This is a genomic window from Pseudomonas zeae (assembly GCF_014268485.2).
Taxonomy (GTDB): Bacteria; Pseudomonadota; Gammaproteobacteria; order Pseudomonadales; family Pseudomonadaceae; genus Aquipseudomonas; species Aquipseudomonas neuropathica.
This window is the reverse complement of sequence record NZ_CP077090.1, coordinates 6,172,501-6,191,384: the sequence shown is the minus strand read 5'-3', so window position 1 is coordinate 6,191,384 and position 18,884 is coordinate 6,172,501. Positions and strand designations below refer to the sequence as shown.

Sequence of the window (18,884 nt, the reverse complement as noted above, 5' to 3'; positions counted from 1 at the left end):
TTGTTCCTGGCCGGCCTGCCGGCGCGTTTGCATACCTGACTGAATTGCCCCTCACACCACGAGGCACCTTATGATCCGCGAAGAATTCCTGCGCTTGGCCGCTGACGGCTACAACCGCATTCCGTTGGCCTGCGAAACCCTGGCCGACTTCGACACACCGCTGTCGATCTACCTGAAACTGGCTGACCAGCCCAACTCCTACCTGCTCGAATCGGTGCAGGGCGGCGAGAAATGGGGCCGTTACTCGATCATCGGCCTGCCGTGCCGCACGGTCATGCGCGTTCACGACCATCACGTCAGCATCACAGTTGATGGCATCGAGACCGAAAGCCACGACATTGAAGACCCGCTGGACTTCGTCGAAACCTTCAAAGCGCGCTACAACGTGCCGACCATCGCCGGTCTGCCACGTTTCAATGGTGGTCTGGTCGGTTACTTCGGTTACGACTGCGTGCGTTATGTCGAGAAGCGCTTGGGCAAGTGCCCGAACCCCGATCCACTGGGCGTGCCGGATATTCTGCTGATGGTCTCCGACGCCGTCGTGGTGTTCGACAACCTCGCCGGCAAGATGCACGCGATCGTGCTCGCCGATCCTTCCGAGGCCGATGCCTTCGAACAAGGTCAGGCACGTTTGCAGGAACTGCTGGAGCAACTGCGCCAGCCGATCACCCCGCGTCGGGGTCTGGACTTCAGCAAGCAGCAAGCGGCTGATCCGGTGTTCCGCTCCAGTTTCACCCAGAACGATTACGAAAAAGCCGTCGACACCATCAAGGAATACATCCTTGCCGGCGACTGCATGCAGGTCGTGCCGTCGCAGCGCATGTCGATCGACTTCAAGGCTGCGCCGATCGATCTGTACCGCGCTTTGCGTTGCTTCAACCCGACGCCGTACATGTACTTTTTCAACTTCGGCGACTTCCACGTCGTTGGCAGTTCGCCGGAAGTGCTGGTGCGGGTCGAAGACAACCTGATCACCGTGCGCCCGATTGCCGGTACTCGCCCTCGTGGCGCGACCGAAGAGGCGGACGTGGCGCTGGAAGAAGATCTGCTGTCGGATGACAAAGAGATCGCCGAGCACTTGATGCTGATCGATCTCGGTCGCAACGACACCGGCCGCGTTTCGGAAATCGGCTCGGTGAAGCTCACCGAGAAAATGGTCATCGAGCGCTATTCCAACGTGATGCACATCGTCTCCAACGTCACCGGCCAGTTGAAAGCCGGGCTGACAGCAATGGACGCGCTGCGAGCGATTCTGCCGGCGGGCACCTTGTCGGGCGCGCCGAAGATTCGCGCGATGGAAATCATCGACGAACTGGAGCCGGTCAAGCGTGGAGTGTATGGCGGCGCGGTGGGTTACTTCGCCTGGAACGGCAACATGGACACCGCGATTGCGATTCGCACGGCGGTGATAAAAAACGGCGAGCTGCACGTGCAGGCCGGTGGCGGCATCGTTGCCGACTCGGTGCCGGCACTGGAATGGGAAGAAACTCTGAACAAGCGCCGCGCGATGTTCCGCGCCGTGGCCCTGGCCGAGCAAACCCCGGAAGCCTGAACTCACGCAAAACCCCCTGTAGGAGTGAGCCTGCTCGCGATAGCGGATTAACATTCAACGGATATGTTGTCTGAACCACCGTAATCGCGAGCAGGCTCACTCCTACATTTTGATCTGTGTTCAGCCATAAAAAAGCGGCGCCTGTGAAGGCGCCGCTTTTTTATGCGTGGGATTTAGAAGTCGAGCACAACCCCGACATTCACACCCTGCAGGGTAAAGTCATCATCCTTGCGCAGCGAGTAGCCGCCGCGCAGCGCCAGATCCGCCGTGAGTTTGTGGCTGACGCCCAGGCTCAAACGGTTCAAATGACTCTGCGGCGTGTAGCCCTCAAGTTTGAAGTCGTTGGCCGGCAAGGTGTTGAGTGCGATGTTGACCTTCTGCACGTCGTCTTCGTACTCACGCTCGTGAGCGTACTCGCCGAATACTTGGGTTTGCGGGGTGATGTTGTACTTGCCCTGCAAGCCCAGCCCCAGGCGTTTCGAGTCACGAGTCTGATCATCGAAGGTCAGCGCCGTGGCGCGGTTGCTTTTCTCTGAGTAGCCGTCGACATCGACGCTGGCGTAGTCGGCGCTGACGAATGGCGACAGATGCCACTCGCTGCCCGGCTGGGCAATGTCGTAACCGACGCGGGCGCTGAAGGCCCAGAGGCTACCGTCGGTGTCGCCTTTTTCTGCACCTTCGCTGACGCCCAGATCAAATTTGCGCTTGAGGTTGTCGTAGTCGAGCTTGCCGCCGGTCAACGCTGCGTCAGCCCACCAGCGATTTTGCTGATATTGGGCAAATGCCGTGGCCATGTAGCTGTTGAGTTTGTAGTCGGAGTCGTTATGCCCAGCCTCCAGATTCTGCCGGTAGAAACCGCCTGCCACACCGACGCGCCAAGCTTCATTCAAGCGGTAGCTGCCGCCGACGTTGAGGTTGTAACCGCTGCCATCGGCGCTGGCGCCGCTGCTTTGGCTGTCGACATCAAGATGTTGGCCGCCTGCCGAAACAATGGCGCGCCATTGACCTACCGCTTGCCAGTTCTCCCAGTCCGCCTGCCATTGATTGCGCAGCTCATCCTGATGCGCACGCACGGTGGCGTGGGCCATTTCCGGTAGCAGCGTCAGCTCCCACGGCGCGGCGAGCAGGGAATAGGCGTAATCGGAGATCAGCTTTTGCCCGGCCTCGGTCGGGTGCACGCCGTCGTTGTAGATCAGCTTGCTCGGATCGGGTGTCGCGCTGTTGATGCCGTAACGGGCGTTTTCGGTGCAGCTATTGCCACTGAAGCAGGTCGCAGTGAGGTTCTGATCGGTTGCGAGGCCAAAACGTCCTGGATCGGCAAACACTTCCGACAACAGGACCGGAATGTTCAGCGGAATGATTTCAGCGTTGATGCCTTGCAGGCGAGTGACCAACTGGCTGTTGAACTGCGTGGCGAGCTGGCTGCTGAAGGCTTGCAGCGGTGTACCGTTGATGGCCGGGGTCAGGCCAACGTCAGGCAACAGCCAGACCATCACGTACTTGGCGCCGGCGGTTTGCAGGGTCTGCACGCTGTCGGCCAGTCGATCGGCGGCGGCGTTGGCTTGCGGCAGGCTGAGAATGCGACCTTGCAGGAAGTCGTTACCGCCGCCGGAAATGTAATACAGCGCATTCGGGTCGGCGCGGAAGCCGTTCGATGGCAGGTAACCGGCGCGGGTGCGTTCGCCAGTAGCGGATTGCGTGGTGATCGAGTCGAGGATCTGGTCGGTGCGATAACCGCCGACCGCCCAGTTGTTACCGTCCGGCTGGCCGTTTTCGGCGCGCACGGCGGAGCTGGAGGAGGCTGTCTGGTCTGGCGAAAAGCCAAGGCGTCCGCCGAGCAACTGCGTGGAATTCAATGAATACAGTTCACCGCTGCCATCCTGATACACCGGCCCGGTCCGGTTGGTGTAACGCTCGGTGGAGCCGGCCGGTCCGCCAGTGTCGGTGAAGGTTCCGGCGTCATTCAGACTGTCGCCGAAAACTATGAAATTCGAATAGGGATTGGGTGCAGCATTGGCCTGAGCACAAGCCAGTGCAAGCAGGCAGCCAGCCAGCGGTACAAACAACGTCTGTTTGATCATGAGCAAGTCCGTTTATTTATTATTGTGGGTGAACGAAACGACAGTACCAAAAACTCCCGGCGTTTTGCCATCGGTCGCGAATCCTCCCCCGGTTTTATCTGCCGCAGCCCCGGCCATATTGCACGCTCCGCCCAGCTAAGTTACTGTGCCGGAACGTATGAACGAGACCTTCCCCGTGTTGATCACCAGCAAACTTCTGGATCAAGTCATCAAGGCACACGCCCGCTGGCGTTGGCGCGCCTGAATCTTTTCTGCCGGCCCCGCCGGATCTGTATCGCTTTGCCTTCCTTGCCTGTTTGAAATGCCGCTGTGCCGACGCATCTTTCTGCGTCCGACATCGTGCAGCGCCCTGCGGGCAAGTGATCTGAAGGCTGTTTTCAAATCAGAATTCAAGAGGTTCGACACGCCATGTTGCTGATGATCGACAACTACGACTCCTTTACTTACAACGTTGTGCAATACCTCGGCGAGCTGGGTGCCGAAGTCAAAGTGGTGCGCAACGACGAGCTGACCATCGCCGAAATCGAAGCACTCAAGCCTGAGCGCATCGTGGTTTCCCCCGGCCCGTGCACGCCAACCGAAGCCGGCATCTCCATCGAAGCGATCAAGCACTTTGCCGGCAAGCTGCCGATCCTCGGCGTCTGCCTCGGTCACCAGTCCATCGGTCAGGCCTTTGGCGGCGACGTAGTGCGTGCGCGGCAGGTGATGCACGGTAAGACTAGTCCGGTATTCCACGAGGACAAGGGCGTTTTCGCTGGCCTGAACCATCCGCTGACCGTCACCCGTTACCACTCGCTGATCGTCAAGCATGCGACGTTGCCCGATTGCCTGGAGCTGACCGCATGGACGCAACACGATGACGGCAGCGTCGACGAAATCATGGGCCTGCGTCACAAGACCCTGAACATTGAGGGCGTACAGTTTCACCCCGAGTCGATCCTGACCGAGCAGGGCCATGAGCTGTTTGCCAACTTCCTCAAACAAACCGGCGGCACGCGCTAAGGACTTCCCATGAATATCAAGACAGCCCTGAGCCGTATCGTCGATCACCTCGACCTCAGCACCGATGAAATGCGCGACGTGATGCGCGAAATCATGACTGGCCAATGCACCGACGCGCAGATCGGCGCGTTCATGATGGCCATGCGCATGAAGAGCGAGAGCATCGACGAAATCGTCGGCGCCGTGTCGGTGATGCGTGAGCTGGCCGATCAGGTAGAACTGAAGACCCTCGACGGCGTGGTCGATGTGGTCGGCACCGGCGGTGACGGCGCGAACATCTTCAACGTATCCACCGCCTCTTCGTTTGTCGTAGCGGCAGCCGGTTGCACCGTGGCCAAGCACGGCAACCGCGCGGTATCGGGCAAGAGCGGCAGCGCCGACTTGCTGGAAGCCGCCGGCATCTATCTGAACCTGACGCCGGTGCAAGTCGCGCGTTGCATCGACAACGTCGGCATCGGTTTCATGTTTGCCCAGACCCACCACAAAGCGATGAAGTACGCCGCCGGCCCGCGCCGCGATCTTGGCTTGCGTACGCTGTTCAACATGCTCGGCCCGCTTACGAATCCGGCCGGTGTGAAACATCAGGTGGTGGGCGTGTTCACTCAGGCATTGTGCCGGCCATTGGCCGAAGTCTTGCAGCGCCTGGGCAGCAAGCATGTACTGGTGGTGCATTCGAAGGACGGCCTGGACGAGTTCAGTCTTGCCGCGCCGACTTTTGTTGCCGAGTTGAAGAACAACGAAATCACCGAGTATTGGGTCGAGCCGGAAGATCTCGGCATGAAGAGCCAGAGCCTGCACGGTCTGTCGGTCGAAGGCCCGGAGGCGTCGCTGGCGCTGATCCGTGATGCTCTCGGCAAGCGCAAGACCGAAAACGGCCAGAAAGCCGCCGAAATGATTGTGCTCAATGCCGGTGCGGCGCTGTATGCCGCTGACGTGGCGAGTAGTTTGAAACAGGGTGTGGAGCTTGCGCACGACGCCCTGCACACCGGCCTCGCTCGAGAAAAACTCGAGGAGCTGGGTGCCTTTACCGCGGTATTCAAAGTGGAGAATGAGGGATGAGTGTACCGACGGTTCTGGAAAACATTCTGGCCCGCAAGGTTCAGGAAGTCGCCGAGCGTAGCGCCCGTGTGAGCCTGAGTGAGCTGGAAAGTCTGGCCAAGGCGGCCGATGCACCCCGTGGTTTTGCCCAAGCGTTGCTGGCGCAAGCCAAGAAGAAGCAGCCTGCAGTCATTGCCGAAATCAAAAAGGCCTCGCCGAGCAAAGGTGTAATCCGCGAGAACTTCATTCCGGCCGACATCGCCAAAAGCTACGAGAAGGGCGGGGCGACCTGTCTGTCCGTGCTGACCGACATCGATTACTTCCAGGGCGCCGATGCTTATCTGCAACAGGCCCGAGCCGCGTGCAAACTGCCGGTGATTCGCAAGGACTTCATGATCGATCCTTACCAGATCGTCGAAGCCCGCGCGCTGGGTGCTGACTGTGTGCTGCTGATCGTCTCCGCACTGGATGACGTGAAAATGGCCGAGCTGGCCGCTGTCGCCAAAGGCGTCGGTCTCGATGTGTTGGTCGAAGTGCACGACGGCGATGAGCTGGAACGTGCATTGAAAACCCTCGACACGCCGCTGGTCGGGGTCAACAACCGTAACCTGCACACCTTCGACGTCAGCCTGGAAACCACCCTCGACCTGCTGCCGCGCATTCCGCGCGATCGTCTGGTCATCACTGAGAGCGGTATTCTCAATCGTGCCGATGTCGAGTTGATGGAAATCAGCGAAGTGTATTCGTTCCTGGTGGGTGAAGCGTTCATGCGCGCCGAGAATCCTGGCACTGAATTGCAGCGCCTGTTCTTCCCGGAGCGCGGGATTTCCATCAGCGGTTCGACCCTCGACTGATTCGCTCCAGACTGAGTCGACGCCATCGCGAGCAGGCTCACTCCTACAGGGGAATGCGTTCCAATTGTAGGAGTGAGCCTGCTCGCGATGAGGTACTAGAAATCCCCAAAGATTCCAGATCTGCCGGAGCCTTCCATGTCGCTGCCAACCCCCTTGACCATCGAAGCCGGCCTGCAAGCCGAACAGGATTTGCTGGCCTCGGTCTGCGCCGGCGACTCTGAATTCGGCCTGCTGTTCTGGCAACCCAGCGATCGCGCCTTGGTCATGCCTCGCCGCCTCAATCGCCTCGCCGCGTTCGACCACGCCTGCGAAGTCTCAGCCGCCGCTGGCTGGCCCGTCCTGCTACGCGAAACCGGTGGCGAACCCGTCCCGCAATCAGCGGCGACGATCAACATCGCCCTGGTCTATGCACCACCACGCAGCGAAGGCGACCTGAACCGCATCGAAACCGGCTACCACCGTCTCTGCGATCCGATCTGTCAGTTGCTGGAGGAGTTGGGCGGCACGTCATCACTTGGTGAAATCGACGGTGCATTCTGCGACGGTCGCTTCAACGTCAATCTGGACGGTCGCAAAATGGTCGGCACGGCCCAGCGCTGGCGCCAGAGTCAGGGCGGGCAACGTCCGGTGGGCCTGGTGCACGGTGCGATGCTGATGGATAACGAGCGCGACTCGATGGTCGCGGCGGTCAATCGTTTCAATGAAGCGTGCGGCCTGGAGCAGCGGGTGCGGGCGGAGAGCCACATTGGCCTGCATGAAAAGTTCAACGCGCCCGGGGCTTTGGCGCGTCTCGATGAACTGTTTCGTTTGATGCTGGCGCAGATCTACAACGCCTGACTTTCGGGCTTAGCGCGTACCGAAGACCACCATGGTCTTGCCTTTCACATCGACCAGGTTGCGTTCCTCAAGATCCTTGAGCACGCGACCGACCATCTCCCGCGAACAACCGACAATCCGGCCGATTTCCTGACGGGTCACCTTGATCTGCATGCCATCCGGGTGTGTCATTGCGTCCGGCTGCTTGCACAACTCCAGCAGGCAGCGCGCCACTCGGCCGGTCACGTCGAAGAACGCCAGATCGCCGACCTTGCGCGTGGTGTTGCGCAGACGTTGTGCGATTTGTCCGCTGAGTACGTAAAGAATGTCCGGATCCTGCTGCGACAATTCGCGGAACTTGGCGTAGCTGATTTCCGCTGTTTCGCATTCGACCTTGGCCCGCACCCAGGCGCTGCGTTGCTGTTCCTGTCCCGCTTGCTCGAACAGGCCCAGTTCGCCAAAGAAATCCCCGGCGTTGAGGTAAGCGATGATCATCTCCCGACCGTCGTCATCCTCGATCAGGATCGTCACAGAACCCTTGATGATGAAGTACAGCGTGTCCGAGCGATCGCCCGCACAGATGATGTTGCTCTTGGCCGCATGGCGACGGCGCTGGCAATGCATCAACAGCTTGTCGAGATTCTTGATTTTGGATGTGGGGGTAATAGCAACCATGGTTGTATCCCGAAAAGACTGCACGGTGATGTTTGATTTTTTATGAGGCGCTGAAGGCGGTCGCTACACGGGCTGGCATGGGCGCCAGCGAATTGGCGCCAGCTTAACAGACACTTCGTCGCAAATTCGAGAAATTACCTACAGCGCTGAGGCATCGTGTCCTAGGAACGTTGCTCGCTGTCCGGGCAAAGCCCTGTGCTAAGCTGGCGACCCTTTTTTTTACAGTGGAGTCTGGGCGATGAAGGCACGCATCCAATGGGCTGGCGAAGCCATGTTCCTCGGCGAATCCGGTAGCGGTCATGTCGTGGTGATGGACGGTCCGCCGGACGCCGGTGGTCGTAATCTGGGTGTTCGTCCGATGGAAATGCTTCTGCTGGGTGTCGGCGGTTGCAGCAACTTCGACGTGGTCAGCATCCTGAAGAAATCCCGTCAGGCCGTTGAAAGCTGCGAGGCCTTTCTCGACGCCGAGCGCGCGACCGAAGATCCGAAGGTGTTCACCAAGATCCACATGCATTTCGTGGTCAAGGGCCGTGGCTTGAAAGAAGCTCAGGTCAAGCGCGCCATTGAACTGTCCGCCGAGAAATACTGCTCCGCTTCGATCATGCTTGGCGCGGCAGGCGTGGCGATCACCCACGACTACGAAATCGTCGAACTCGGTTGAACCGACATTCAACTATCATAAACGCAGTGCAGACTCTGACGATCACTCGTTGACGTCTGCATAATGCGCCACTTTTTTCAGGGCAGTGATCGGTCAGCCGACGGATCAGCCGCTTGAACAGATAACCAAAATCGCCATAGCGAAGAGGTGTTAACCGTCCTACGCAGGTGCGTCGTTCGCACTTGACGGGCATGCTTGATCACGCGGCCGGGCCGCATACATAGAGAGTTTTTAACGGTGAAAAGCAAACTCAAGCTCCACGGGTTCAATAACCTGACAAAGACCTTGAGCTTCAACATCTATGACATCTGCTACGCGCAAACCCCGCAAGACCAGCAGGCTTACGTCGAGTACATCAATCAAGAGTACAACGCGAAACGCCTGACGCAGATTCTCACAGAAGTTGTCGAGATCATTGGTGCCAACATCCTGAACATTGCCAGTCAGGACTATGAACCCCAGGGCGCCAGCGTCACGATTCTGATTTCTGAAGAGCCGGTAACCCCGACTGAAAGCCAGATCGAAGAGTCGCCGGGTCCGTTGCCCGAAATTATCCTGGCCCACCTCGACAAGAGTCACATTACGGTGCACACCTACCCGGAAATCCATCCGGACGACGGTATTGCAACTTTCCGTGTGGACATCGATGTGTCGACTTGTGGTGTCATTTCACCGCTCAAAGCGCTCAATTTCCTCATTCACCAGTTCGATTCGGACATCGTGACTGTAGATTACCGTGTGCGCGGCTTCACCCGTGACGTTGAAGGCAACAAGCACTTCATCGACCACGAGATCAATTCGATCCAGAACTACCTCTCTGAAGACACCCGCGACGCGTACCAGATGACTGACGTGAACGTGTACCAGGAAAACCTGTTCCACACCAAAATGCTGCTGAAGAACTTCGAATTGGACAACTACCTGTTCGGCGACGCCACCAGCAATCTGTCCTCCGAGCAGCGCGTTCAGGTGACCGACCGTGTGAAACACGAAATGCTCGAAATCTTCTACGCACGCAACATGCCGACCTAAGATTCCCGGGCACAAAAAAGGCGACTGTTTCAGGACAGTCGCCTTTTTTATTGCTGGAACAAAGCACCCTAGGGGGGCGAGCCTGCTCGCGATAAGGCCTTCGGCACCTACACAGATCTCAGATCCGATAAGTACTCTTGGTCATCACCTTGGCCAGAATACTCATCCCGAACTTCACCGGCGCTGGAAACCGAAAACCCCCAGCCTCCAGCGCACTTTCCGCATGATGTTCTTCATCTATGCGCATCTGCTCCAGAATCGCCCGGGACTTTTCGTCCTCGGCCGGCAATTGCTCCAGGTGTTCATTCAAGTGCTTGCACACCTGATGCTCGGTCGCCGCGACGAATCCAAGGCTGACCTTGTCGCTGATCAATCCGGCCACTGCGCCGATCCCGAACGACATCCCGTAAAACAGTGGATTCAAAACGCTGGTATGGCTACCCAACTGATGAATACGCTGTTCGCACCAGACCAGATGATCGATCTCTTCTTCGGCGGCGTGCTCCATGGCCTCGCGCACCTGAGGCAGCTTGGCGGTCAACGCCTGCCCCTGATACAGCGCTTGGGCGCAGACTTCACCGGTATGGTTGATACGCATCAGGCCGGCGACGTGGCGGGTGTCTTCGTCGCTCAGCTGCGTGTCCGGCTGCAAAATCGCCGGCGACGGACGGTACGGCTGGCCACTGAAGGGCAGCAGAGTACGCATTGCAGCATCGGCTTGCAGCAGAAGACGGTCAATTGGCGAGTAGTGACGTTGGGTAGTCATGCTGACCTCCGGGAAGAATCTCGACGGCCAGTTTAACCGAATCGGCCGGGGAAGGTTTGCGCTGGGTCATTTGCTGCGCGGTCATGCTTTTTTGTGGGAGTGAGCTTGCTCGCGAAAGCGGAGTGTCAAGCAATGGAGGTTTTGAATCTGCCGACGCCTTCGCGAGCAAGCTCGCTCCCACAGTTTTTGTCGTGAATCAGCCCGGTGGCCAGTTCATCTGACGTTGACCGAGTACGTGCATATGAATGTGGTAGACGGTCTGCCCACCTTTCTCATTGCAGTTCATCACCACGCGGAAACCTTCTTCGCAACCCAGTTCCAGCGCCAGACGCTGCGCAGTGAACAGGATGTGCCCGGCCAGTGCCTTGTCATCTTCGGTCAGGTCATTGAGGGTGCGCACCGGTTTTTTCGGGATCACCAGGAAATGCACCGGTGCCTGAGGGGCGATGTCATGGAAGGCCAGAACCTGGTCGTCTTCGTAAATGATCTTGGCCGGGATTTCCCGGTTGATGATCTTGGTGAACAGAGTATCCACTGCTGTTTTCTCCGCTGTTTGGGCTGAATCGAGTGTACCGCGTTGAATCCGGTTTCTTCAGCGCGGGCAGTAAGCTTTATTGACCATACCGACGATGGTGCGAATGAGCCAGCGCGAGCCCAGTCGCGGCAAGAACGCGAACCAGCGGTTGCGTCGTCCGGGAATGATGATTGCGCGGTTCTTGTCGAGGGCGCGTACGGTGTATAGCGCGACTTCCTCCGGGCTCATCATTAACTTGCTGTCTTTGAGTTTGTCGCTGTTCAACTGCGCCGTGCGGAAAAATGCCGTGCGTGTCGGGCCGGGGCAGAGTACCGAGACCTTCACCGCACTTTGTTTCAGTTCAACCCGCAAGGCTTCGGAGAAGTGCAGCACATACGCCTTGCTGGCGTAGTAAGTGCTCATCCATGGGCCGGGATTGAAGGCGGCCACCGAGGCGACATTGAGAATCTGCCCGCCGCCCTGGAGCGCCATGCTGTTGCCGATCGCATGGCAGAGACGGGTGAGGGCGAGGATGTTCACTTCGATCAGATCCTGCTCGGTCATCCAGTCCTGTGCGAGAAACGGGCCGCAGGTGCCGATGCCGGCGCAATTGACCAGCAAGTCGATCTGTCGGTCACCTTCTTCCAGTTCCAGCAGGAAGCCGGACAGACGCAATGGCTCGCCCAGATCGCAGGCGCGGAACAGTACCTCGACGCCAAAACGCTGGGTCAATTCGATCGCAATGCTTTCGAGCTGATCACGCTGTCGGGCCACCAGAATCAGGCTGCGGCCACGCCGGGCCAGAGCTTCGGCCATGGCCAGGCCGATGCCGCTGGAGGCGCCGGTGATCAGTGCGTAACGGGTCATGCAATTCTCCATCGCAACAGCTCCGCGCCGGCGACGCGGGTGTCACGGCGGGGAGCGCTGTTCATTCTTTCGCAGAGTCTACAGGGGCCTGCGCCGCTTCGGCTGCCTCGTCGGCGGAATCCGCAGGCGTTTCGACCTCTACTTCGACTTCGTCAGTGGTCACCGAGCCACTTTCGTAGCTGCTTTCCAGATTGCTTTCATATTCCTGCTGGATGGCTGAGATGCCGCCGAGCATTCCACCGACAAAAATCAGTGCGAAGAACACGATCCACAGGGAGCACAGCACTTTCACGGCGGTGCTGTTTGGCGGCGGGGGAGGGCCGTAGCGATTGGCGCCGGTGTTGCCCGGTACGACCATGATCACCAGCGGGAAGAAGCTGCCCACGAACGGTACCAGGTTCAGCAGCCAGAGCCAGCCGGACCAGCCAATGTCGTGCAGACGCTGGACGCTGAACAGAATGCTGACAATCAGGAAGGCGATAAACAGGAAGAACGCGAAAATTCCGCCGATGATCAGGCCGGTGGTGGAGTCGCCGCTGACCAGACCCAGAGCCAGCAGGGCGAACACGCCGACAATGGGCAGGGTCACCAGACTCAGGACCATCGTCCATGCCAGAAAACGCAGGCGGCCGATTCGCCCTTCGACGCTGAACGGCTTGAGCGTGGCGAACGCCGGAAGATTTTCCCCCACATTGGCGCGAGGCGGTGCATACGGGGAGTCCGGTTCTGCCACCACAGTGGAGTGTTCCTGGACGTCCGATAGATTCAGTTCGATTGCCGTCTCTGCTTCAATGCGTGCATCAATCCCGGTTTTGCTCAGAGCTTGTAGATAAGCCTGTGCATCGTTGTGGGACAGGTCGCGTTTGAGTGCTACGGCGCGGCCATTGAACAGGCGTTCGATGGCGGCCACTTCACTTTTGAAAAGATCAGCCAGATTGAGCTTGGCGGTAGTGATATCGACACCGGGCTGCAAAGCACCGTCGAATACGATCTTGTAACGGGGTTCGCTCATGGCCGAGGCATCCTTGTCGCGAATGGTTTGAAAGGTCGTCAGTGTAAGGCCAGTCTTGAGTCGACTGGCCCGGTTTTATTCGCGCGGCCAGCGTTTTGGCAATTGTGCTGCGTGTTCCTGGGCTTTCCGGTATTCAGCGTCCAGCCGTGCGATCAATTGATCTACGCTCGGCAGGTCATCGATCTGTCCGACGCCTTGTCCGGCCGACCACACAGTCTTCCAGGCTTTGGCTTCATCGTTGATCGGCTTGAGCTTGTCACCGAAATTGACCTCGCCTTTGCCTTGCAGAGCGGCCATGTCGAAACCGGCCGCTTCCAGGCTCTGCCGCATAAAGCTCGCCGGCACTCCCGAGACCGCTGGAGTATGGATGATGTCGGACGCCTTGGCTGTCAGCAGCATCTCCTTGTAGGCGTCGGGCGCATGACTTTCCGTGGTGCCGATAAATCGCGTACCGAAGTAGGCCAGATCCGCGCCGAGCAGCTGTGCGGCGAGAATCTCATGCCCGTGGTTAAGACATCCTGCAAGCAGAAGGGTTTTATCGAAGAACTGACGGATCTCGGCAATCAGCGCAAACGGACTCCAGGTCCCGGCATGCCCCCCGGCGCCGGCCGCCACGGCGATCAAACCGTCGACACCCGCCTCGGCCGCTTTCTCGGCATGTCGGCGAGTGGTGACGTCATGGAAGACCAGGCCGCCATAACTGTGTACCGCGTCGACCAACTCCTTCACCGCGCCGAGGCTGGTGATGACGATCGGTACTTTGTGTTCGACGCAGATGTTCAGGTCTGCCTGCAAGCGCGGGTTGCTGTTGTGCACGATCAGGTTCACCGCGTACGGCGCCGGGTTGTCCAGTGTCGCCAGGCCCGCTTCGATCTGTTCCAGCCAGGCTTTGAATCCGCTGCTTTCGCGTTGGTTCAGCGCAGGAAAACTGCCGACCACGCCATTACGGCAGCAGGCGAGCACCAGCTCAGGGTTGGAAATCAGAAACATCGGCGCCGCCACTACAGGCAGACGCAGACGTTGTTCGAGCAAAGCGGGCAGCGACATTATGAACACCCCAAGGATCTGTACTTGTTGAAGTTAGAACGGCTTGACCACGACCAGAATTACGATAGCCAGCAATATCAGAACCGGCACTTCATTGAACCAGCGATAAAAGACATGGCTGCGGGTGTTTTCGCCACGGGCAAAACGTTTTACCTGCGCGCCGCACATGTGGTGGTAGCCGATCAGCAAGACGACCAGGGTCAGTTTGGCGTGAATCCAGCCGCCCATGCTGAAGATGCTCGGGTTGAGGTAAATCAGCCAGCCGCCGAAGATCAGCGTCGCAATCATCGCCGGACCCATGATGCCGCGATACAGCTTGCGCTCCATGACACTGAAGCGCTCTTTGCTGATCGTGTCTTCGCTTTGCGCGTGATACACGAACAGACGCGGCAAGTAGAACAGCCCGGCAAACCAGCAAACGATGCTGACAATGTGAAAAGCTTTGATCCATAGATAGAGCATTTTTAGTTATTCCAGGTTCACGGTAAGCCGGATAGTAGAGGCTTGAGCGTCCGCACGTCACCTTGACGGTTGTCGCAGGGCCGCGCGGCCCCTATTATCGACGGCTTTCCAGTGGGTTCTTTGAGGGCAGGTTATGGTCAAGGTCGGTATCGTCGGCGGCACGGGTTACACCGGTGTCGAACTGCTGCGTCTGTTGGCGCAGCATCCGCAGGCAGAAGTGGTAGTGATCACTTCCCGATCCGAGGCCGGTCTGGCCGTGGCTGACATGTACCCGAACCTGCGCGGACACTACGACGGCCTGGCCTTCAGCGTCCCAGACATCAAGACCCTCGGCGCTTGCGACGTAGTGTTCTTCGCTACACCGCACGGTGTGGCTCACGCATTGGCCGGTGAATTGCTCGCGGCGGGCACCAAGGTGATCGACCTGTCGGCCGACTTCCGTCTACAAGACGCTGAAGAGTGGGCCAAGTGGTACGGTCAGCCGCACGGCGCACCGGAGTTGCTGGATGAAGCGGTTTACGGTCTGCCGGAAGTCAATCGCGAGCAAATCAAGAAGGCTCGCCTGATCGCGGTACCGGGTTGCTACCCAACCGCTACGCAGCTGGGTTTCCTGCCATTGCTCGAGGCTGGTCTGGCGGATACTTCGCGATTGATCGCTGACTGCAAATCCGGTGTCAGTGGTGCCGGTCGCGGTGCGGCTGTCGGCTCGCTGTACTCCGAAACGTCAGAAAGCATGAAGGCCTATGCGGTGAAAGGTCACCGTCACCTGCCGGAAATTCGCCAGGGCCTGCGTCGCGCAGCGGGCAAGGATGTCGGTCTGACCTTCGTTCCGCACCTGACTCCGATGATCCGTGGCATTCACTCGACGCTCTACGCGACCGTGGTTGATCGCTCAGTGGATCTGCAGGCGCTGTTTGAAAAGCGCTATGCCAACGAACCGTTCGTCGATGTGATGCCGGCCGGCAGCCATCCGGAAACCCGTAGCGTGCGCGGTGCCAACGTTTGCCGTATCGCCGTTCATCGTCCGCAGGATGGCGATCTGGTGGTGGTGCTGTCGGTGATCGACAACCTGGTCAAAGGTGCGTCGGGTCAGGCAGTGCAGAACATGAACATCCTGTTCGGGCTGGACGAGCGTTTCGGTCTGTCCCACGCCGGTATGCTGCCGTAACACTTTAAGCAGCACAGCAAAAAGGCCCGTTCAGCGGGCCTTTTTGCATTCTGAACAGCTCGTCGGGTTTATTGATATACCGTAACAATAGTTGACCGATTTTCTCGGACAAGCGGATAATGCGCGTCATCACGCATTATGGCGGCGTAACGCCGGGAGATAGTCAGCATGAGCGTCGAATCCTTCACCCCCACGGCTTTGCAATTCACCCACGGTGCCGCGCACAAGGTGAAGAGCCTGGTCGATGAAGAGGGGAATGATCGCTTGAAGCTGCGCGTATTCGTTACGGGCGGCGGTTGTTCAGGGTTTCAGTACGGTTTCACCTTCGATGAAGATGTGGCCGAGGACGACACCATCGTCGAGCGCGAGGGCGTGAGTCTGGTGGTGGATCCGATGAGCTTCCAGTACCTGGCCGGTGCTGAAGTGGACTACCAGGAAGGTCTGGAAGGTTCGCGTTTCGTGATCAAGAACCCGAACGCCACCACGACGTGTGGTTGCGGGTCTTCGTTCTCGATCTGATCGCTCCTCGCTCCAGATAACAAAACGCCGCAGAGCCTCACGGTTCTGCGGCGTTTTGCTGTGCTTAATCTTTAAGCGGGGTAGATAGCGCCAAGAATCCGCAGCCCGCGTGCGCCGGTGACGCTTGGGCGGTTGGCGGCGATGCCTTCTAGGCAGCAATGGGCCAGCCAGGCGAAGGCCATGGCTTCTACCCAGTCGGGATCAACGCCGTGAGTGGCAGTGCTGGCGACTTTGGTGGTCGGCAGCAGCTCGGCCAGACGCTTCATCAGCGTGGCGTTGTGCGCCCCGCCGCCACAGACCAACAGTTCCTGAGTATCGGTTTGAGCGTTTTGCAAAGATTCAACGATCGTCAACGCGGTCAGCTCAAGCAACGTCGCTTGCACGTTCTCGGCAGCAAAGGTTGGCAGGTGCGAGAGATGTTGTTCCAGCCAGGGCAGGTTGAACACTTCGCGGCCGGTACTTTTCGGCCCCTTGGTGACGAAGAACGGATCGCTGAGGAGTGCGTTTAGCAGTGTCGGCTCGACTGTACCTGTTTTAGCCCAGTCGCCATTGCGATCATAGTTTTCGCCGCGCTGCTGGTGAATCCAGGCGTCCATCAGCACATTCCCGGGGCCGCAGTCGAAACCGGCTACAGGTTTGGTCGGCTCAATCAGACTCAGATTACTGAAGCCGCCGACATTCAAGACGGCCTGGTTACCGGTACGCTCCTCAAATAACGCTTCATGAAAGGCAGGTACCAGCGGAGCGCCTTGGCCTCCGGCCGCCACATCGCGACTGCGGAAATCGCTGACTACGGTGATACCGGTCAGTTCGGTCAGCAGAGCGGGGTTGCCGATCTGCACGGTGAAACCGCGTGCAGGCTCATGGCGAATGGTCTGGCCGTGGCTGCCTATCGCCCGAATGTCTTGCGGTTTGAGTCGCTGCTGATCGAGGAGGGTATGAATGCCCTGCGCCGCGAGTGTCACCCAGTTCTGCTGGGCAATCGCCGAGCGGGCGATTTCGTCAGGACCGCTGGCGCACAAGCCAAGCAGCTCGGCGCGCAGGGATTCAGGCATGGGGATGTAGTGGGTGGCGACCAGTTTGATCGCCGAGGTCTGTTCGATCAGGGCAATGTCCAGACCGTCGAGGCTGGTTCCGGACATCACGCCGATATACAGGGCCATGACTTAGCGCTTGCTCGAAGCCAGCATGGTGGCTTTCTCTTGATCCATGCGCGCCATCAGCGGCTGGCTCTGAGCGAGGAAGCGAGCGCGCTCGGCTTTGGCAATAGGATCAGCCATCGGCAGTTTCTGGCCCAGCGGATCGACGTGGACACCATTGACCTGGAACTCATAGTGCAAGTGCGGGCCGGTCGAGAGGCCGGTGGTGCCGATGTAGCCGATGACTTGGCCTTGCTTAACGGAACCGCCAGTCTTCACGCCTTTGGCGAAGCCTTGCATGTGGCCGTACAGCGTGCGGTAAGTGTTGCCGTGCTGGATGATCACCGTGTTGCCGTAGCCACCACGACGTCCGGCCAGCAAGACTTTACCGTCACCCGCAGCCTTGATTGGCGTACCGCGTGGCGCAGCATAATCCACGCCTTTGTGGGCGCGGATCTTGTTGAGAATCGGGTGTTTGCGGCCCATTGAGAACTTCGAGCTGATGCGGGCGAAATCCACCGGAGTACGGATGAACGCCTTGCGCATGCTGTTGCCGTCAGCGGTGTAGTAGCTGCTGTTGCCTTGCTTGTTGGTGTAACGCACGGCGGTGTAGGTCTTGCCGCGGTTAGTGAAGCGAGCGGACAGGATGGGTCCGGTGCCGACGGCTTTGCCGTTGACCACTTTCTGCTCGTAGATCACATCGAATTCGTCACCCTGGCGGATGTCTTGAGCGAAATCGACGTCGTAGCCAAAGACGCTGGCCATATCCATGGTCAGACTATGGGAGAGACCGGCGCGGGCTGCTGATTGTGAGAGCGAGCTATTGATTACGCCATGGACGTAAGCAGTTCGAACGGTTGGTTTTGCGGTAACCCGGTTGAAGGCATAACCCTTGTCATTCTTGGTCAGGGTAATGGTTTCGACGTCACTGACCTTGCTGTGCAAACTGGTCAGTTGGCCGTCAGGGGTCAATTCGAATTCGAGCTTCTGGCCATGCTTGAGTTGGCTGAACTGTTTGGCTTGTTTGTCGCTGGCCAGGACTTCGTGAACGGAGGCGGCAGGCAGGCCGACCTTTTCGAACAGGGTCGACAGGGTATCGCCCTTGGCAACAATGACCTCGCGATGGCCAGGCGCTTTTGGCTTTTCGGCGGCTGGCGCAGGTGCAGCCTCTGCGGTTTTCGGGGTGTTTTCGCTACTGTTTTCGATTTGAGCAAATGGTGAAGCTACTGGCTCATTTGTGGCTTGAGCAGCGTCAGCGGCGTCTTGATCTTGTGTCAGTTGTTCAGCAGGACTTTCCAGTTCAAGGCTCAGGGTCGTCTTTTTGGCTTCAACATCACTGGAAGGGAATACCAGGAGTGCCAGGCTGAGAAGGGCGGCGATTCCACTTGCGGCGAGCAGGTGGGTCTTCGGGTAAAGCGGAGGCGCTTTAGACGGTTCTGTGGTCATAAGTAATTTTGACTTTAAAAAAAGATGAATTGGAAAAGATGAATGACATGATGAAGATGAAATAACTGTATAAAATATAACCAAATCATCTCTGAAGCAAGTCTGCAGACGCCGCGTTTGTGGATTGGTGTCCGTGCGCCGGGCAAAACTTGTAATTGGTGCACGATCTTGTATGGTTGGTTCCCTTTGAATCTGAGCCTTGCGGGTCTGTTATGAAGTCGGTTGAAGAGCAG

At 58.4% G+C, this 18,884-nt stretch carries 20 protein-coding genes (1 of these 20 running past the window's edge); 10 read left to right on the top strand and 10 right to left on the bottom strand.

All coding sequences use genetic code 11. The features are described from left to right. Positions 1-70 precede the first annotated feature (70 nt). Complete coding sequence (gene trpE, locus HU754_RS27350) at positions 71-1,552, top strand: anthranilate synthase component I (RefSeq protein ID WP_186619861.1); 1,482 nt, start codon at positions 71-73, stop codon at positions 1,550-1,552. Positions 1,553-1,725: 173 nt separating this feature from the next. On the opposite strand, the gene estP is transcribed toward trpE, so the two are convergent. Beyond that, positions 1,726-3,633, bottom strand: coding sequence for an esterase EstP (gene estP, locus HU754_RS27345; RefSeq protein ID WP_186619858.1), 1,908 nt, complete (start codon positions 3,631-3,633; stop codon positions 1,726-1,728). A 408-nt stretch (positions 3,634-4,041) separates the two neighbouring features. Between estP and HU754_RS27340 the strand changes: the two genes are divergently transcribed. The 4 genes from HU754_RS27340 to HU754_RS27325 all read left to right on the top strand — a co-directional run bounded on the left by HU754_RS27340 (position 4,042) and on the right by HU754_RS27325 (position 7,364). Next, positions 4,042-4,635, top strand: coding sequence for an aminodeoxychorismate/anthranilate synthase component II (locus tag HU754_RS27340; protein ID WP_186619856.1), 594 nt, complete (start codon positions 4,042-4,044; stop codon positions 4,633-4,635). A gap of 9 nt (positions 4,636-4,644) precedes the next feature. Beyond that, positions 4,645-5,694 (top strand): anthranilate phosphoribosyltransferase, encoded by a 1,050-nt coding sequence (trpD, locus tag HU754_RS27335; RefSeq protein ID WP_095050325.1) that lies wholly within the window; start codon positions 4,645-4,647, stop codon positions 5,692-5,694. Then, positions 5,691-6,527, top strand: coding sequence for an indole-3-glycerol phosphate synthase TrpC (trpC, locus tag HU754_RS27330; protein ID WP_186619855.1), 837 nt, complete (start codon positions 5,691-5,693; stop codon positions 6,525-6,527). Before trpD ends, trpC begins: the two co-directional genes overlap by 4 nt. A gap of 135 nt (positions 6,528-6,662) precedes the next feature. Then, positions 6,663-7,364, top strand: coding sequence for a lipoate--protein ligase family protein (locus HU754_RS27325; RefSeq protein WP_186619854.1), 702 nt, complete (start codon positions 6,663-6,665; stop codon positions 7,362-7,364). 9 nt (positions 7,365-7,373) lie between these two features. On the opposite strand, the gene crp is transcribed toward HU754_RS27325, so the two are convergent. Beyond that, positions 7,374-8,018: a cAMP-activated global transcriptional regulator CRP gene (gene crp / locus HU754_RS27320; protein WP_093441863.1), complete on the bottom strand. Its 645-nt coding sequence runs from the start codon at positions 8,016-8,018 to the stop codon at positions 7,374-7,376. Positions 8,019-8,256: 238 nt separating this feature from the next. Between crp and HU754_RS27315 the strand changes: the two genes are divergently transcribed. Both HU754_RS27315 and speD read left to right on the top strand, forming a co-directional pair. Further along, complete coding sequence (locus HU754_RS27315) at positions 8,257-8,679, top strand: OsmC family protein (protein WP_016772921.1); 423 nt, start codon at positions 8,257-8,259, stop codon at positions 8,677-8,679. A gap of 237 nt (positions 8,680-8,916) precedes the next feature. Further along, complete coding sequence (gene speD / locus HU754_RS27310; RefSeq protein ID WP_093441859.1) at positions 8,917-9,711, top strand: adenosylmethionine decarboxylase; 795 nt, start codon at positions 8,917-8,919, stop codon at positions 9,709-9,711. A gap of 118 nt (positions 9,712-9,829) precedes the next feature. Here speD and coq7 read toward each other — a convergent pair whose 3' ends face one another. From coq7 to hemJ, 6 genes are all read right to left on the bottom strand, one after another. Beyond that, a complete protein-coding gene (gene coq7 / locus HU754_RS27305) occupies positions 9,830-10,477 on the bottom strand; it encodes a 2-polyprenyl-3-methyl-6-methoxy-1,4-benzoquinone monooxygenase (protein ID WP_186619853.1) in 648 nt (215 codons plus the stop codon). Positions 10,478-10,673: 196 nt separating this feature from the next. Continuing rightward, entirely contained in the window at positions 10,674-11,012 is a 339-nt protein-coding gene (locus tag HU754_RS27300; protein WP_003228789.1) for a histidine triad nucleotide-binding protein, read from the bottom strand. A 57-nt stretch (positions 11,013-11,069) separates the two neighbouring features. Beyond that, entirely contained in the window at positions 11,070-11,858 is a 789-nt protein-coding gene (locus HU754_RS27295; RefSeq protein WP_186619851.1) for an SDR family NAD(P)-dependent oxidoreductase, read from the bottom strand. A 61-nt stretch (positions 11,859-11,919) separates the two neighbouring features. Next, on the bottom strand, positions 11,920-12,870 hold the full coding sequence (locus HU754_RS27290; RefSeq protein WP_093441849.1) for a DUF805 domain-containing protein: 951 nt from the start codon (positions 12,868-12,870) through the stop codon (positions 11,920-11,922). A gap of 75 nt (positions 12,871-12,945) precedes the next feature. Next, positions 12,946-13,917, bottom strand: a complete 972-nt coding sequence (locus tag HU754_RS27285) for an NAD(P)H-dependent flavin oxidoreductase (RefSeq protein ID WP_099757314.1) — start codon at positions 13,915-13,917, stop codon at positions 12,946-12,948. 33 nt (positions 13,918-13,950) lie between these two features. Further along, a complete protein-coding gene (hemJ, locus tag HU754_RS27280; RefSeq protein WP_034155111.1) occupies positions 13,951-14,379 on the bottom strand; it encodes a protoporphyrinogen oxidase HemJ in 429 nt (142 codons plus the stop codon). Between the two features lie 133 nt (positions 14,380-14,512). Between hemJ and argC the strand changes: the two genes are divergently transcribed. Together argC and erpA are read left to right on the top strand one after the other, a co-directional pair. Further along, positions 14,513-15,547: an N-acetyl-gamma-glutamyl-phosphate reductase gene (argC, locus tag HU754_RS27275; protein WP_034155112.1), complete on the top strand. Its 1,035-nt coding sequence runs from the start codon at positions 14,513-14,515 to the stop codon at positions 15,545-15,547. A 168-nt stretch (positions 15,548-15,715) separates the two neighbouring features. Beyond that, complete coding sequence (erpA, locus tag HU754_RS27270; protein WP_008077999.1) at positions 15,716-16,066, top strand: iron-sulfur cluster insertion protein ErpA; 351 nt, start codon at positions 15,716-15,718, stop codon at positions 16,064-16,066. A gap of 71 nt (positions 16,067-16,137) precedes the next feature. Here erpA and HU754_RS27265 read toward each other — a convergent pair whose 3' ends face one another. Both HU754_RS27265 and HU754_RS27260 read right to left on the bottom strand, forming a co-directional pair. Then, the gene (locus tag HU754_RS27265; protein WP_186619850.1) at positions 16,138-17,229 is read right to left on the bottom strand and encodes an anhydro-N-acetylmuramic acid kinase; all 1,092 of its coding nucleotides are present in this window, start codon (positions 17,227-17,229) and stop codon (positions 16,138-16,140) included. Positions 17,230-17,232: 3 nt separating this feature from the next. Continuing rightward, the gene (locus HU754_RS27260) at positions 17,233-18,651 is read right to left on the bottom strand and encodes a peptidoglycan DD-metalloendopeptidase family protein (protein WP_116254397.1); all 1,419 of its coding nucleotides are present in this window, start codon (positions 18,649-18,651) and stop codon (positions 17,233-17,235) included. Positions 18,652-18,863: 212 nt separating this feature from the next. Here HU754_RS27260 and tyrS point away from each other — a divergent pair, with 212 nt between their 5' ends. After that, on the top strand, positions 18,864-18,884 hold the start of the coding sequence (tyrS, locus tag HU754_RS27255) for a tyrosine--tRNA ligase (protein ID WP_186619848.1). The gene runs 1,179 nt beyond the window's last position; the window shows 21 of its 1,200 coding nt (coding positions 1-21); its start codon is at positions 18,864-18,866; its stop codon lies off the right edge, out of view.